A 14,630-nucleotide genomic window follows, 5' to 3' on the forward strand; every position below is an offset into this window, starting at 1 on the left:
CGCTGGGTGGTCGAACGGACTTTCGCATGGCTGGGGCGATGTCGCAGGCTGGCCAAGGACTTCGAGAGTTTGACGCGGAACGCGCTCGCCTTCCTCAAACTGGCGTCTATCCGACTTATGCTGCGAAAGCTCTGTTCAAGCTGAATAACTTTCCGGACCGACTCTAACGGCTCAAGGCGGGCAACGCCGCCCCCTTCTCAATTTCAACAGTGGCCGGGACATCCCCGGGAACCCACCCGGAGACCATAGCGGAGAGCTATGGAATCCCCAGCAAATCGGCATTTTCAATCGCGCGAGCGTCGCCATAGCTTTTGGGTGTTTCCACCGACTAACCCGGAGACAGCCTTGGCGGCGATAGGCGTGTCGCGATGCGACGTACCGAAAGCGTCAACACCGACCACATGCATCCGTGACCGTCGCCGACGGCGGTGTGGCATCGAACCCACACGAGAGCCGCATCTGTTGACGCGCTCGACACGACGAAGGAGGACGCATATGGCTGGGAAAGAACACGACCCAAGGAGCAACATTCTCTTTCACGCTTCCCGTTCACCAGACCTCAAAGTTGTCCGAAAACAAGCGAGAAGCCCCCTGTCGGCCTTTGCTTATGCTGCCGATGACGGCTACCACTCCAACGATAAGATGGCCACTTCCCTACGGGCAGCTAAGATTAAAAAGAGTGTGAATAGCAAGCCTCTCGCGCGGATATCTCCTTCTGATCTCGACAATCTGATGATGACTTTGGAGGTAGAGTTCGTCAGGCTTTCTGAATGCGTGGTCAGCCCGGGCCGGAGATTGACGATGGCCGCAGCCGACGCCCCTGGCATCCACTATGACCTCATAGGGACGGGTCGGATGATTATCGGCAATCATCCACCTATCGATCTCCAGCCGCATACTTTAATCATTGTTCCTGCTGGGCAATCTTTTTGTATTGAGGCTAGTGTCGATACACTTCATCCAGCAACTCTCACAATCACCGAGGAGAACGCTCGGACATTTACTTCTGGAGCCAAGAGCAAATTCTCTGCAGGCACAGGTGAACCGAAGGCCATGCTGATCTGCGGGTACTTCCGTGCCACGTACGGTGCTTCAATAGATCTCTTCAGAACCCTCACATCTCCGATTGTGGAACAATTTAGTGCAACGGACCAACTGGATCATAGACTGAGTTCGGCAATGGAGGAACTAGTTGCCCAGGAGGTCGGAACCGGCGCCATGACAGCAGCTTTGATGAAGCAAGTACTAGTTACCTTACTGAGACGATCGCTTACTACCAAAAATCTATGGGTGGAACGATTCTCTATACTAGGAGACCCACGGATCGCTCGCGCCTTCGCAGAGATGGTCACCCATCCAGAATTGCCCCACTCGGTCGAGAGCTTGGCGCGGACAGCTTGTCTTGGTCGATCCGTATTCATGGTCCGCTTCACTCGCCTGTTTGGGAAGCCGCCTAAGGCGACCCTTCGTGACCTTAGAATGCGTAAGGCCGCAGTCCTCTTGACAAATAGCGGCCTGTCGATCGACCAGATTGTCAATGGCGTAGGCTATACGAGTCGCAGCAGTTTCTCCCGCACCTTTGGGAAAATTCATGGTTGCGATCCTTCGAAGTACCGAGATATGCGGAACGTGGTTGATTCTTCATCCAATCCCTAGGATGGGGACCTGATCAAGGTATTGTCATAATTGGCTGATTCCTCGTGTGATTGTGTTTTACACGGAGGAGATAGCGATGAGCGATCTGTTTTGGCTTTCGGATGCGGCTTGGGGGGGGGGCGAAGCGCAAGCGCTCCCGGCGGGCCGGTGGAGTTGTAGCCGGCGTTGAAGGGATAGGCGAGTTCGTTGAACCACGAGGAGAGATGGACGCGGTCGTCCGTCACCTTGCCTTCCGCAATTTCATGGAAAAATTGGTCCGCGGCACTCTCATCCAGTTCGCTAAAAGTCTTGCCATTGCGTTCTCGGCAGGCCGCATCCGCGGCGGCAAGCCCCGCCTTGAAAAACTGCTCGGTGAGAGGAAACTAAAACCGTCCGAGACGTGTTGGCTGATCGTCAGAAGCCCGTCGCGTCCCTCACAGAAGCGCGAAAACGGACCTTCTCAAACGCGACGTCTAGAGCTCCGGGACGAACAATGCCATCTCAATTCACAACTGCCGAGGGCAGACTCACCCGCATTGTCCTTCTGCCGGATTTGGTTCTGCGTTTCAGCACGGGCCGCGCAATCCTGTATATGAGGAGGACCGCGGCCGGCAAGCAATCCCAGATAAGGTACTGCTCCGGTGAGAGAACCTTCGTCGCCAGGGAAAATGAATCCCACCGCACACGGCGACACCATAGACGAGCCGGTGGAGCCGGATCCAGTTCTTTCCCAGCCTGCGGATGGAAAAGCTGTTGGATGTAACCGCAAGCGGCACCAGCAAAGCAAACCCTGCCATTCCCAACATGATGAAGGGCCGCTTTGCAACGTCCGCGATGACGGCATTCAGCACCAGTTCCTGGTCAAGCGCCAGATAGACGGTGAAATGAAGCGGGACATAGTAGAAGCACAATAGGCCGAGGGCGCGGCGATCGCGGATAAGGCCGAAGCAAACCACGCACTCATTCGGCATAGTGGCTTCGGTGGGCACCTGCTTTCGCATGGGACAATTGCTCCCTACGGCATTCGTGCGCGTAATCCAGCACCCCCGGTCCAGCATTGGATGGTTTGCGGTGACATTCGGAGAAGAGCAGTCGGGTAAGCCGGTCTAAAAAAGCCGAATCCCATGATCGTGATGACGCCGAACGCAGAGAACAGCGAGTCCGCTCAATAAGAAGAGCTGGTTTGCGGTGCGTGGCGTGTTCTTGGCTTGGTCGACTCGAGAGGAAATGGCCTTGGCTTCAAAACTAGATCAACTCCGCGCAATGACCACGATTGTCGCGGACACCGGCGATCTCGCGGCGGTCGCGCGTCTCAAGCCGATGGACTGCATCACGAATCCAACGATTGTCCTGAAGCCTCGGCTTCCTCGGCGTCGAGGTTTCCGATCGTCGAACCGGGGAAGAAACCGATGCGGCGGCCCGCGGGCATTTCGAATGCACTAAGAAAGTTCCCTTCGACCGGTCGCATCCACAAGGTGTGAAAGCGGCGTACCAGCGTTGCAGTCAGATTGTCCATCGACGCGTTCTTCCTCGAATGGCGGGACGGGAGTGCCGCGGGCCGCGCCGCCGCGGAGGAAAAATAGGTCCGCAAATCGCGCCGCGAATCCACAATCCGTCGCCGTTCGTCCAGACACGCCGATCTCCCTGTACCTTCTCAGGCAGTTCTTGGGATGCACGCCGTGGGTCGCGCGAAGTGGAGCGTAGCGAGACGGAGCGTGACCCACGGGCGACGGCCCGAATTGGCGTAGCTTTCCGGAACCGAGCCGATTCGTCGGGAGCAACCAATTCTCCCCTGTGGCCTGACCACCGAGGTGGGACGAGTGCCCCATCGGATTGGCGCGATCGATGCCCCGTGGGGAGTCCGCGCCGGAGACCTTTTTCGTCCGAGCGCCAGTACAGGGATCGGCGAAGATCGCGATGGCTCGGACGGATGAAAGGAGAAGAGGCATGACGGACCAAGGACAATGGTACGCAGGAGTCGACTGGGCGCCCGAGACGCCATCACGTGTTTCTCACCGATGGCAACGGCCGAAAGATCGGCGAGAAGGTCTTCAAGCACGGCGGAGAAGGGTTGGCCGCAATGGCGGCCTGGCTGACCGCGGCGAGCGGCGCGGTCGGGGAGCAGCAGATCCAGGTTGCAATCGAGGTTCCGCACGGGCCCGTGGTCGAAACGCTGATCGAGCGCGGCTTCAAGGTCAATGCCATCAACCCGAAGCAAATGGATCGCTTCCGCGACCGCTTCACGCTTTCCGGCGCCAAGGACGATAGTCGTGACGCCGAAGTGATGGCCTCGGCCCTGCGCACCGATCCGCGTTGCTTCCGGCCGCTTGCCTTCGGCAATCCTGTCGTCATCGAACTGCGCGAGTGGTCGCGCATCGCTGAAGACCTGGGCGCTGAACGCAATCGCCTCACCAATCGCATGTGCGAGCAACTCTGGCGCTACTTTCCAGCGATCCTCGAACTCGAAGCCGACCTTGGCGCAGAGTGGCTGCTCGATCTGTGGGAGAGCGCGCCGACGCCGGCCAAGGCCGCCCATATGCGTGAGACGACGGTCGCCAAACTGCTCAAGCGCCATCGTATCCGCCGCTTCGACGCAGGCCACCTGCTCACCGTCTTGCGCCAGCCGTCCGTAAGGGTCGCCGCCGGCACAACCGAGGCCGCAAGCGCCCATATCGTCACGCTGATTAGGCGCATTCGCCTGGTGAACCGGCAACTGAAGGAAGCGCATCAGCGCCTCGATATCCTGACAGCCCGCCTCATGGAGACCGAGGACAACACACCGGGGCAGCAAAAGCAGCATGACGTGGAGATCCTCGCATCCTTGCCGGGAGTGGGAAGGATCGTCCTCGCCACGCTGCTCGCAGAGGCCTTCGATGCCCTGCGGCGGCGAGATTACGCCGCCCGCCTTGCGCAGTTTGACAGGTGTCGCCCCCGTCACCAAGCGGTCGGGCAAGAGCTTGATCGTCATAAGAAGACAAGCCTGGCATGACCGGCTCGCCAACGCCATGTACCATTGGGCTCGCGTCGCGGTTCAGCACGACCCCAACAGCCGAGCCAAATATGCCGCCCTGCGAAGCCGAGGTCACAGCCACGGCCGCGCCCTGCGATCGGTCGCCGATCGCCTCCTCAACGTCGCCTGCGCCATGCTGAGAAACGGAACTACCTTCAATCCATCCTGGCCCCAAAAATCATCTTGATAAACGGTGGGGAGTCCCGCCTGCCGCAGCTGTATCCGAAACAATTCGGCACTGGACCTTTTTGAAATGCTCCCCGATGACGGAGTGCATTTGGCTTTTTTGGACGACGATACCTCACGCTATCGAAAGCATGTCCAAAGGGAATTTCTAATTTCGTCCGCCACGTCCGATCCTGACATTGAGCGGGCCGTTCGAGCATACGCGGCCTCCTCGACGTTGAAGCCATTGCGCATGCGCCTTTGCCGCAACCAAGAAAGTGGACTGCAACCTCAATGACCAATGACTAGAGCGACAAAATTCTCCATCCGAACCGTCGGGACTTTCTCGGCGTTGCCGCCGCGGGAGCCGCTTCGCTGGCGCCAGGCGTCCTGGTAGGTACCACCGCGACCACCGCGGCTCTCGCGGAAGCATCCGAACCTGCCACCTCCCAAGCCGAGGATGCTTCCGCGAGTACTCTTTCCACTAGATTGCCGTCGCCAACACTCGGCTATCTATCGTTCGGCCCAGACGAAGCCGGTTTCGTTGAGACGATGGTCAATGTGATGTGCCCTGCCGACGCGTTGAGGTGAACCCCGACTATACCCGCCGGCCCGAACCCGAAGACATGCTGTCGGCGCTCCGCCGCGCTGCCAGCAAAGCTGCTCTCCGACACAGAGGAACAACTCAAACAGGACGTTGCAAATGACCATTCATGTAAATCAGATTCGCCTGCAAATCGCTGAAAAAAGCGTTGGATCACTCTTTCTTCTGGCGCTGCTCAGATGGGCTCTGGTCGTTATATTTCTCTGGTTCGGTGGAATGAAATTCACTGCGTATGAAGCAAACGGCATTGCTCCGTTCATCGCTCACAGCCCCTTCATGAGCTGGCTGCACGTTCTGTTCGGCATCAGGGGCGCAAGTTACATCATTGGGGTGCTTGAGCTATCGACTGCCGCCGCTCTCATCGCTGGCGCGATCAGGCCGATCTTCTCCGCCCTGGGGGCGGCGATGTCCACGATAACCTATCTCATTACGCTCACGTTCTTCCTGAGCACGCCCGGCGTAGCAGAGCCGATGGCGGGGGGATTTCCGGCGATCTCGGCTGTGCCTGGCCAGTTTCTTCTCAAGGATCTCGTCCTGCTTGCTGCATCGTTGTGCCTCCTCGGCGCATCCGTTCAAGGTCCGTGGCTCAAGGCCGAAAAGTCGCAAGACGGAGATTTGTAGCGTCTCGACGGCTGTTGCGTCGCATGTCGCCGCAACTACGCGCGCGATCCCCGTATCCGGGCCATTCTGCCGCTCATCCGTTGAACCAACCGGGGCAGTGCTCTGTCCCTAAACATCAGGAGAAAACATATGATTTTAGTAATGGGAATCACGGGAAAAGTGGGCGGCGCAACGGCAAGGCATTTACTGGCGCACGGCAAGAAGGTACGCGCGCTGGTCCGCGACCGCGCGAAGGCGGCGAGCTGGACGGACCAAGGGGTCGAACTGGTCGACGGCGACTGGAACGATGCGAGCGCCATCGAGCGGGCGCTCGAGGGCGTCGACGGCGCGTTCGTCATGTTGCCGGCTGTCTGGGCGCCCTCGCCCGATTACAAAGAAGCAAAGGGCGTGATCGCACACTATGTCGAGGCGCTCGCTAGGGCAGCGCCGCCGCGCGTGGTTGCGCTTTCGTCGATGGGCGCGAACAGAACCAGCGGGCACGGGGTGATCACGGCCCTGTCGCTTCTGGAGCAAGGTTTTCGTGACCTGACATCCCCAATCGCATTTGTGCGCGCCGGTGGATTCTTCGAAAACTTCCTTTACGGCTTGCATGTCGCCCAGGGCGGAGTGCTGCCGGTCTACAATAATCCGACAAGCCGGAAAGCGACCATGGTCGCGACCAACGACATCGGCGCGGAGGTCGCAACTCTTTTGACCGGGCCAGCCTGGCCAGGGCATCGCGTCGTCGAGCTTGGTTCCATGGTCAGCGCGGATCAAGTCGCCGAGCAATTGGGTGAAGTCCTGAAGGTCGACGTGAAAGCCTTTGCAGTCCCGCGTGCAGGGTGGGCGGAAGCGTTCGAGCAGTTCGGCATCCCGAAGGGCCACACCGGACCTGCCGAAGAAATGTACGAGGCCGTGAATTCAGGATGGATGGACCTCGGAGCCGAGGGTACGGAGCATGTAGCGGGTACGACGTCCGCACGCGCTGTATTCGAGGCGGCCCAGAACGCTGACAAGGCGTAAGTCCGGGACAGGTCAGGCATGAGACGGAGGCTATGATAGCCAGGCGCTGCGGGAATGGCTGGTCGAGCGTGGCACCGAGCCCGTCATTCCGCCCCGCAAGAACCGCAAGATCCAATACGATTATGACCGCGCGATCTACAAACAGCGCAACGTCGTCGAACGCATGTTCTGCCGCTTCAAAGACTGGCGGCGCATCGCAACTCGATTCGACCGGAACATAAAAAACTTCATGGCCGCCATCAGCCTCGCCGCTGCCGTCATATGGTGGCTTTAGTGAGTCCGCACCCGAAACAGATTCGCTTGTGGGGTGCTTATCCCGGCGAAGTCCTATGAGCGGCAATCACTCCTTCAGAAGTCGGACAGCTCCCTTCTTGGGAAGTCGGTTGCAGCCCCGGTCGGGATGCGTTTCAGGGCTGGCGGTACTGTTATCGCCCGACGGATTCTCGTCGCCAATTTGGCATCGATATTAGTGGCAGCGTCACAACTGAGCGGCGCTTTCGGAGACAAACCTTGTCGCCTAAACGCTATGCAGATGCCGCTGCTGACACTCGCAGTTGAATAACTGCGAGAATTTCTGTTGCCGGATCCATTTTTGGGCAGAGCAATGGCTTCGGGTGCCGAGCGTCAGCTGGCCAGGACTGATCTCAACAAGGCGAGCTAGGACATCATACGAATCCCATGTATCTGAGCTTTGCGCCGCACCCGACTGGCCGCTGCGTCGCCATTCGTCAGTGGGCTGCTGCCATATGGTAATCCATGTGCTGGAGATCGGAGAGAAGGCTTGGACCGGTCGGCTTCCAACCCAACTTCTTGCGCGTCCATTCGCTCGACGCTGGCAGATCAAGAGTAGCAAAATGCGCAAACGGCCCATAATACTCGGAAGCCTGCTCGGGCGACAAAGACCGCATACGAATATCCAGGCCTAGTCCGACTGCTTCGGCGACATCGCGAGCCAGGACGCCCTCCTCGGCGACCGCGCGGTAGCGCGCTCCAGGCTCATGCTTCTCAAGCGCCAGGCGGAACAATCGGGCGACGTCACTGACATGGGCCGCGGACCAGCGCTCGTTGCCTTCACCCACATAAGCCGCAAAGCTGCGGGCGCGAGCGATCTCGATCATCGGGGTGAGCAGCCCTTGCTTTTCGGTATCATGCACCTGAGGCAGGCGCACAACCGCAACGCTGACGCCCTTTGCTGCCACCGCTTCCCCGGTCAGTTCAGACAGGCGTCGCGGATTCGAATTGTCGCGATCGAACGGTTGTGATGGGGTGGACGACATGAAATATGACGAGCCGGGCGGGCCGATCACCCATGGCCGTTTTCACACCATGACGGGCTATAACGCCCGCAACCAGATGACGCTGGGCGACGTCGACCTGTTCGCCACGCTGACGATGCTGACCAAGCGATTTTCCATCGACTACGGCATCCTGCATACCTGTACGCTGGATTCCATGGGCCATCGTTACGGCCACGATTGCTCCGAGATGGACCACGCCTGCTATGCCATGGACGGCATGCTCGCCGCCTTCCTGCCGCGCCGGCGCGAAGCCGGTTACGAAGTGACCGTCACTGCCGACCATGGCCAGACCGATCGCGGCCATCATGGCGGTCACGACAACGAGATGCAGGATTTCGCGCTTTATTATTTCGGGCAGGGCAAGGAACCGAAGCCGGACGTGCTGCTCGACCAGTTGCAACTGGCGCCGACAATCCTCAAGCGCCTTGGCGTGCCGGTGCCGGCAACGATGAAGGCAAAGCCTTTTCTATAGGCCAAGCCGCTTCTATAGGCGGGCCCTTTTTATAGGGCAGACCGCTTCTGCACAACGCGATGGACGGTCGATAAAAATAGAGAGCAGCGGGACAGCCCCGCCGCTCTGTTGAGGAAGTCTTTCGACACCCGGTCAATTTTCAGGGCATCGAAAGGGAAAGGAAACGAAATGCCGTTTCCAGTCCGGTATTAGTTGTTGCCCCAGTGCGTGCGGCTATCGGCCGTATCGGCGACCGGCTGACCGACGTAGACGCTCGGGTTAACCGAGGACTTCACCGAAGACGTGTAGGTGCTGTCAACGGTCGAGGACTGGGCCGACGGTGCCTTGAAATGGTCGTTCGCTGCGAAAGCGCTGCCGGCGGCAACGAGGAGAGCGGCGGTGGTGAGAGCAATGGTCTTCATTTTAAAAACTCCAGATTTTCATTCCTGTCCGTCAAACGACGTGTCTTGGGAGGAAAGCGCGTCGTTCGGACAACCCCGATGTGGGGGAGCCACACCGCACTTTCCAATCACGAAGTTTTTTCGCGTGGACCAAGAGTCCGGTGGTTGAAATTGAGCCATCGAGTCCCGTCGCCACAATTTTCTCACGCCTTTTCAATCGATTGAAGGATTGCTGTATCAATCGGGGGCAAATGGTTTCCGATCCGGTGTTCATCCGCGCACAATGCTGAGGAGCTCGGCAGCAGCCAGAATCATGACCAAGAACAGGGATGAAGGCCCGAAAAATAGAGGTCAGTGATTTATACACTCCGGTCATTAGAATGCGGTTCTATGCCGGAGAAACTTTGCAACAGAGAAAGAGACGTCGATATGCATCGTGAACGAAACGGGCGCGATCTGCCGCGAGATCAAAGTCCCCAGCCACCCGGAAGATCTCGTCCGGACCTTGAAAAATCCCGAATGGCGGCTTGTTCGGATCGGGCTCGAAGCCGGGCCGTTGTCGCAATGGCTGTTCAGCGGATTGGCAGAGGCGGGCTTGCCCGCAATCTGTATCGAGACCCGCCATGCCAAGGCGTTTCTCAAGGCTCAGGTGAACAAGACCGACCGCAACGACGCCCGCGGCATCGCGCAGATGATGCGGGTCAACCTGTTCCGGCCAGTGCATGTCAAGACGCTGACGAGCCAGAAGCGTCGCGCCCTGCTGACTGCCCGCAAGTTGCTGCAGGAAAAGGCGATCGCCATCGAGAATGATATCCGTGGTCTATTGCGCTACTTCGGGCTCAAGGTCGCCATCGTTGGCACGATCGGGTTCGACGATCGCATTCGCGAGCTTGTCGATGGCATGCCGGACCTCGGCGAGATCATGAAGCCATTGCTGGCGGCGCGGCAAAAGCTGCGGGAGACATTCATGGAACTCCACCGCAAGCTGCTATCGATCGTCCGTGACGACGAGACCTGCCGACGTTTGATAACGACGACGTGTCCCCCCCCCCACCGTCGCCTCGCCCACGACACTACCTCCACCTCATTGGCGCTGAGCGGTAGCAGCCCGTATATAGCGCGATCACGTCTACCATGCTTGCGCCCGAGCATTCGCCAAGGGGGTATCGACGACAACCGTCGGCTTTTGATGCCACTCATAACGGTCACGACAACCGCTCAAGGCGAGCATCGACACCACGAGAGGTTTGGCAGGATTTACGAGGAGGTCGTTACGCTTCTCTCCATGATTCAGGGACTGGCTCTGCAGGCGCCTCGTTACAGCTGAGATCAACTTTATGTTTGATGACCTCAAGGCATCCTAGCCGATACCATCAATTTTGCCTTGGATTGACCGTCATGCATACTGTCCGACGTTAACAACGCCAATCCCACTTGTTCGCGCAGAGAGCCGGCGATCCGTTCCGCATCCAGCCGGCGCCATTCATTGAAATGAGAGGCCCGACATGAGGAAGAATAAAAGCCGTGGTGAAAAGTTGCCCTCCCACATCGAAGCACTCGCGGTGGACGCAAGATCCGGACAAATGGACCGGCGCGAATTTCTTGCCCTGGCATCCGTCTTTGGGGCTTCGACGGCGATGGCTTACGGAATGCTCGGTCTGGCTGTCCCTTCCAGGGCAATGGCTCAGACCCCGAAGTCAGGCGGCGTGATCAAGGTGGCCATGTTCGTAAAAGCGCCGAAGGATCCCCGCACGGCTGACGGGTCGGAAATTACCAATGCGTTGCGCCAGTCGCTCGAGCCGCTGGTCAAGTTCACCCGCGACTTCACTTTCGAGCCGCGTTTGCTGGAGAGATGGGAGGTTAATGACGACGCCACCGAATACACGCTTCATGTCCGCAAGGGCGTGACCTGGAACAATGGCGATGCGTTCACGGCCGACGATGTGGTCTTCAACGTCAATCGCTGGTGCGACCAGGCGGTGGACGGCAATTCGATGGCGTCGCGCATGGCGTCGCTGATCGATCCCAAAACCAAGAAAGCGCGCGAAGGCGCAATCACCAAGGTCGACGAGCACACCGTCAAGCTGAAGCTTGAAACGCCGGACGTAACCATCATTCCGGGTTTCGCCGATTACCCGGCCCTGATCGTGCATCCCACCTTCAACGAGGCAGATAAGGATTGGTTGTCCAATCTCATCGGAACGGGGCCATTCGACCTCGTATCCTATGAAGTAGGCAGCCGTGTCGTCTACAAACGCCGTGAAAACGGAACCTGGTGGGGAGGAGACACATATCTCGACGGCGCAGAGTTCATCGATTACGGCCCCGATCCCGCGGCGATGGTCAGCGCATTCGAGGCCGGTGAAATCCACACCAATTATCAAACGACCGCCGATTTCGTCGAGATCCTCGACAGCATGGAACTGGTGAAGTCGGAAATTGCCACGGCAACGACCGCCGTGGCGCGCATGAACGTCAAAAATGCGCCCTATGACGACCAAAGCGTGCGCAAGGCTATTCAGTTGGCCGTCGACAACAAGGTCGTCCTGCAACTCGGGTACAACAATGCAGGCGTGAAAGCCGACAACTACCATGTCGCACCTGTTCATCCAGACTATGCTGAAATCGCGCCGCATGAGCGCAACGTCGAAAAGGCCAGGTCGCTGTTGGAAAAGGCCGGCCTGATGGATTATGAGCATGAGCTCATTTCCGACGACGAGGACTGGCACAAAAGTACGGGTGACGCTGTCGCCGCTCAACTGCGCGATGCCGGTTTGAAGGTCAAACGAACGGTCCTGCCAAGCTCGGCATTCTATAACGATTGGACGAAATATCCTTTTTCGGTGACAGACTGGAGCATGAGGCCCCTCGGCATCCAGGTCGTCGCGCTTGCTTATCGCACTGGTGCGAGTTGGAACGAGTCTGCTTATTCCAATCCCGATCTGGATTCGAAGATATCGGAAGCGCTTTCCATTCCCGACTCCGCAAAGCGCAAAGCCGTGATGAAGGATATCGAGACGATCATCCAGGATTCCGGCATCATTATTCAACCCTACTGGCGTAATCTCTATAATCACTCGGTCAAAGCCGTGAAGAATTATGGCATGCATCCAACGTTTGAGATCGATCTCCAGAAGGTCTGGCTGGACGAAGCTTGATGGCTCTGTCGCAAACCAACGCCGACTTTCACAATGTCGTAGCCGCTGAGACCAAAGCTCGGGGCAACCTCGAACTTCTGGAGAGTGCCCAAGGCCATTCCGGCAGCAATGACGGCTGAAGCGAACCATGTACCGTACCAGAGCAGCGCGGCAATAACCTGTTCGCGCCGCTCGCAATTGTCTGTGGCAGGCTTCATGCGAGACCTCCGAAAATATGTAGGCCGATAGCGCGCAGAAACATTTGGACAGCGAGCAGCGCCAGGATGATGACAAAGAAGATACGCAGCTTGTTTGCGGGAATCCCCATCAGGAGGCGCGGCCCAAGAAGCGCCCCGACGACGGAACCAAGCGCGAGAGGGCCAGCAATATCGATATCTAGTTCCGAAGGGACGTGCCGTTACTGCCTGTGGCGTGGCATCGTTGGACTTGATTAACCCATCCGATGGGTTATATAACGATATGGTTGTTATTCACCGCGCATTCGGCTTCCGGTTCGTCATTTACACGCTTGATCACGAGCCGGCCCACGTCCACATCACGGGGCCTGGGCAGGCGAAAATCAATCTGACGGGCCGGGATGGACAACCGGAGGTGATTTACAGCGTCGGCATCAAGCAGTCGGATATGCGCCGTCTGCTGTCAGAGGCGGCGGAACGTCGCGACGAATTCCTCAAGGAATGGGAACGGATCCATGGCCGGAACGACTGATATGAATTTCAAAGCCGCTGAAGCACGTGGCAAGATGATGCTCGAGTCGGAACCGCGCGCTAAAACAGTTCGCTATGATACCACAACGGGACGTGTCGAACTCGAACTGGTGAATGGTTGCACCTATGGGTTCCCGGCGCAGCTTATTCAGGACCTGCAAGGAGCCGACGCTAGAGGTCTCGCCAAAGTAGAAGTTGACGGCATAGGGTTTAATCTTCACTGGCCGGATCTGGACGTCGATCTTTATGTGCCGGCACTTGTGAGCGGAATTTTCGGAACCCGGAAATGGATGACCCGCGAACTGGCCCGGATAGCTGGTCGAACGACTTCCGCAGCGAAGGCCCGCGCTGCGCGGGCTAATGGCGCGAAGGGCGGACGGCCACGCAGGATCGCGAACGGCTGACTCCTGCCAGCCGTCACCGATATAAGGCCTCGTGGCGGAGCGGTCACGCAGGGACCGCGGCGCGCAGCTTTTGACTATCTCTTCTATGAATTGGCGTGCGGTGCGTTTCTTGTGTGGCGTACATTTTCGAGGTCTATGTGAGGGTAGCTCTTCTACAGGGCATCGCCGGTCTTGATTGCCGCGTGCTCCCAATAGAGCTCACACGCGTGTTTAAAATCAGAGCCCAAGGCTCGAAGATACTGCCTCTCGTTGAGCATCGCCAATTGGTTCTTGAGCTGCGGGTCGAATGGATGGTAAATGACGTTCTTCATCGTAGACCAATTTAAAATAACCAATCTTCCGTCAGCGCAAGAAAACACAAACCGGTCTTGGGATATGCAACGGCTACCCGACCGACTGACCAGCTTCTCTATTTCATCCTGATCCTCAGATTGCATAATCCTTTCCGGCGCGACAAATTCCATCATCGGACCAGACCCTCAAAAACCGAATCCTCTTGGAGAACTACTTCCTGCCCGGCGACCTCGAAGCCCAGATCGCAGCCTTCATCGAGCATTACAACCACCGGCGCTACCACGAGAGCCTGGCCAACGTAACGCCGGCCGACGCCTACTTCGGCAGGGCCGCAGCCATTATCAAACAGCGAGAAAGGATTAAACGCCAAACCATCCAACATCGGCGCTTGCAGCACCGCAAGATCGCCGCTTAACATCAACACAAAGACGAGCCCGAAACTCCTCTAAGCTACACCGCAAACTGAGCCGAATGTTCTGACGACGGACAGCCAGTGGATGTATCTTTACCGCGCCATCGACAGTGTAGGTGACACGGTCGAATTCTGGTTCAGCGAGCAGCGTGACCTGCTGTCGGCCAAGCGGTTCTTCAGGAAAGCGCTTGCACGTCATGGCCGACCCGACCGCGTTGTTATCGACGGTAGCCAGACCAACCTAGAGGCCATCGTTTCCTGTGACACCACAAATCGCTTCTCTATTCGGCTGGTAAAGGTCAAGCGCTTTCGAACGTTTTCGCTTTTCCGGCTTTTGGTGTCTTTCGCAGGGCCTTGCTTCTCTCCGGGATCGGCTCTTTGGCCCTCCCACCATGGGGTTAGAATGATGAAGCAGAACAATCTTGCATGCGTTCTGAGCGTCAATCTACGATCGAACAAAGCGATTTT

The 14,630-nt window shown here is 57.9% G+C and carries 16 protein-coding genes and 7 pseudogenes; 16 read left to right on the forward strand and 7 right to left on the reverse strand.

Features of this window, described 5'->3' with window-relative positions; translation table 11 throughout:
* Both ACX3P1_RS26480 and ACX3P1_RS26485 read left to right on the forward strand, forming a co-directional pair.
* The coding region (locus ACX3P1_RS26480; RefSeq protein WP_459082570.1) for a transposase at window positions 1–144 on the forward strand (144 nt) is incomplete at its 5' end.
* A 351-nt stretch (window positions 145–495) separates the two neighbouring features.
* Window positions 496–1,656 (forward strand): helix-turn-helix domain-containing protein, encoded by a 1,161-nt coding sequence (locus tag ACX3P1_RS26485; protein ID WP_459082546.1) that lies wholly within the window; start codon window positions 496–498, stop codon window positions 1,654–1,656.
* On the opposite strand, the pseudogene ACX3P1_RS26490 reads toward ACX3P1_RS26485, so the two are convergent.
* Both ACX3P1_RS26490 and ACX3P1_RS26495 read right to left on the reverse strand, forming a co-directional pair.
* Window positions 1,653–1,994: pseudogene (locus tag ACX3P1_RS26490) on the reverse strand (gluconate 2-dehydrogenase subunit 3 family protein); the annotation flags it as partial. The gene ACX3P1_RS26485 and the pseudogene ACX3P1_RS26490 sit on opposite strands and share 4 nt — an antisense overlap.
* A gap of 207 nt (window positions 1,995–2,201) precedes the next feature.
* Complete coding sequence (locus ACX3P1_RS26495) at window positions 2,202–2,636, reverse strand: protein-methionine-sulfoxide reductase heme-binding subunit MsrQ (protein ID WP_459082548.1); 435 nt, start codon at window positions 2,634–2,636, stop codon at window positions 2,202–2,204.
* A gap of 232 nt (window positions 2,637–2,868) precedes the next feature.
* Between ACX3P1_RS26495 and ACX3P1_RS26500 the strand changes: the two are divergent.
* A pseudogene (locus ACX3P1_RS26500) lies at window positions 2,869–2,991 on the forward strand (transaldolase); the annotation flags it as partial.
* On the opposite strand, the gene ACX3P1_RS26505 reads toward ACX3P1_RS26500, so the two are convergent.
* Window positions 2,966–3,151 carry an L-histidine N(alpha)-methyltransferase gene (locus tag ACX3P1_RS26505; RefSeq protein WP_459082572.1) on the reverse strand — a complete coding sequence of 62 codons (186 nt, stop codon included), beginning with the start codon at window positions 3,149–3,151 and terminating at the stop codon, window positions 2,966–2,968. The pseudogene ACX3P1_RS26500 and the gene ACX3P1_RS26505 overlap by 26 nt on opposite strands.
* A 489-nt stretch (window positions 3,152–3,640) precedes the next feature.
* Here ACX3P1_RS26505 and ACX3P1_RS26510 point away from each other — a divergent pair, with 489 nt between their 5' ends.
* The 6 genes and pseudogenes from ACX3P1_RS26510 to ACX3P1_RS26535 form a co-directional block, all read left to right on the forward strand.
* Entirely contained in the window at window positions 3,641–4,624 is a 984-nt protein-coding gene (locus ACX3P1_RS26510; protein ID WP_459082550.1) for an IS110 family transposase, read from the forward strand.
* Window positions 4,509–4,832, forward strand: a complete 324-nt coding sequence (locus ACX3P1_RS26515) for a transposase (protein ID WP_459082552.1) — start codon at window positions 4,509–4,511, stop codon at window positions 4,830–4,832. The genes ACX3P1_RS26510 and ACX3P1_RS26515 overlap by 116 nt, the downstream gene beginning before the upstream one ends.
* A 296-nt stretch (window positions 4,833–5,128) precedes the next feature.
* Entirely contained in the window at window positions 5,129–5,401 is a 273-nt protein-coding gene (locus ACX3P1_RS26520; RefSeq protein WP_459082574.1) for a hypothetical protein, read from the forward strand.
* Between the two features lie 112 nt (window positions 5,402–5,513).
* The gene (locus ACX3P1_RS26525) at window positions 5,514–6,035 is read left to right on the forward strand and encodes a YkgB family protein (RefSeq protein WP_459082554.1); all 522 of its coding nucleotides are present in this window, start codon (window positions 5,514–5,516) and stop codon (window positions 6,033–6,035) included.
* Window positions 6,036–6,164: 129 nt separating this feature from the next.
* Window positions 6,165–7,037 (forward strand): NmrA family NAD(P)-binding protein, encoded by an 873-nt coding sequence (locus tag ACX3P1_RS26530; protein ID WP_459082556.1) that lies wholly within the window; start codon window positions 6,165–6,167, stop codon window positions 7,035–7,037.
* A 34-nt stretch (window positions 7,038–7,071) separates the two neighbouring features.
* Window positions 7,072–7,311 (forward strand): annotated as a pseudogene (locus ACX3P1_RS26535) (transposase); the annotation flags it as partial.
* A 454-nt stretch (window positions 7,312–7,765) separates the two neighbouring features.
* On the opposite strand, the gene ACX3P1_RS26540 reads toward ACX3P1_RS26535, so the two are convergent.
* Window positions 7,766–8,236, reverse strand: a complete 471-nt coding sequence (locus ACX3P1_RS26540) for a Rossmann-fold NAD(P)-binding domain-containing protein (protein WP_459082558.1) — start codon at window positions 8,234–8,236, stop codon at window positions 7,766–7,768.
* Window positions 8,237–8,297: 61 nt separating this feature from the next.
* Between ACX3P1_RS26540 and ACX3P1_RS26545 the strand changes: the two are divergent.
* Window positions 8,298–8,807 (forward strand): annotated as a pseudogene (locus tag ACX3P1_RS26545) (alkaline phosphatase family protein); the annotation flags it as partial.
* Between the two features lie 188 nt (window positions 8,808–8,995).
* Here the strand turns inward: ACX3P1_RS26545 and ACX3P1_RS26550 are convergent.
* Window positions 8,996–9,208, reverse strand: coding sequence for a DUF680 domain-containing protein (locus tag ACX3P1_RS26550; protein ID WP_459082560.1), 213 nt, complete (start codon window positions 9,206–9,208; stop codon window positions 8,996–8,998).
* A gap of 359 nt (window positions 9,209–9,567) precedes the next feature.
* Here ACX3P1_RS26550 and ACX3P1_RS26555 point away from each other — a divergent pair.
* Window positions 9,568–10,265: pseudogene (locus tag ACX3P1_RS26555) on the forward strand (IS110 family transposase); the annotation flags it as partial.
* Between the two features lie 427 nt (window positions 10,266–10,692).
* On the forward strand, window positions 10,693–12,345 hold the full coding sequence (locus ACX3P1_RS26560) for an ABC transporter substrate-binding protein (protein ID WP_459082562.1): 1,653 nt from the start codon (window positions 10,693–10,695) through the stop codon (window positions 12,343–12,345).
* A 193-nt stretch (window positions 12,346–12,538) separates the two neighbouring features.
* Here ACX3P1_RS26560 and ACX3P1_RS26565 read toward each other — a convergent pair whose 3' ends face one another.
* The gene (locus ACX3P1_RS26565; protein WP_459082576.1) at window positions 12,539–12,718 is read right to left on the reverse strand and encodes a hypothetical protein; all 180 of its coding nucleotides are present in this window, start codon (window positions 12,716–12,718) and stop codon (window positions 12,539–12,541) included.
* 47 nt (window positions 12,719–12,765) lie between these two features.
* Between ACX3P1_RS26565 and ACX3P1_RS26570 the strand changes: the two genes are divergently transcribed.
* Window positions 12,766–13,053 (forward strand): DUF4160 domain-containing protein, encoded by a 288-nt coding sequence (locus ACX3P1_RS26570; protein WP_459082564.1) that lies wholly within the window; start codon window positions 12,766–12,768, stop codon window positions 13,051–13,053.
* Window positions 13,037–13,456, forward strand: coding sequence for a DUF2442 domain-containing protein (locus ACX3P1_RS26575; RefSeq protein ID WP_459082566.1), 420 nt, complete (start codon window positions 13,037–13,039; stop codon window positions 13,454–13,456). Before ACX3P1_RS26570 ends, ACX3P1_RS26575 begins: the two co-directional genes overlap by 17 nt.
* A 152-nt stretch (window positions 13,457–13,608) precedes the next feature.
* Here ACX3P1_RS26575 and ACX3P1_RS26580 read toward each other — a convergent pair whose 3' ends face one another.
* Window positions 13,609–13,923, reverse strand: coding sequence for a hypothetical protein (locus tag ACX3P1_RS26580; protein WP_459082568.1), 315 nt, complete (start codon window positions 13,921–13,923; stop codon window positions 13,609–13,611).
* Window positions 13,924–13,928: 5 nt separating this feature from the next.
* On the opposite strand from ACX3P1_RS26580, the pseudogene ACX3P1_RS26585 reads away from it, so the two are divergent.
* Window positions 13,929–14,165, forward strand: a pseudogene (locus ACX3P1_RS26585) (integrase core domain-containing protein); the annotation flags it as partial.
* A 76-nt stretch (window positions 14,166–14,241) separates the two neighbouring features.
* A pseudogene (locus tag ACX3P1_RS26590) lies at window positions 14,242–14,451 on the forward strand (DDE-type integrase/transposase/recombinase); the annotation flags it as partial.
* Between the last annotated feature and the right edge of the window lie 179 nt (window positions 14,452–14,630).

It is taken from the genome of Mesorhizobium sp. A623 (assembly GCF_054489405.1).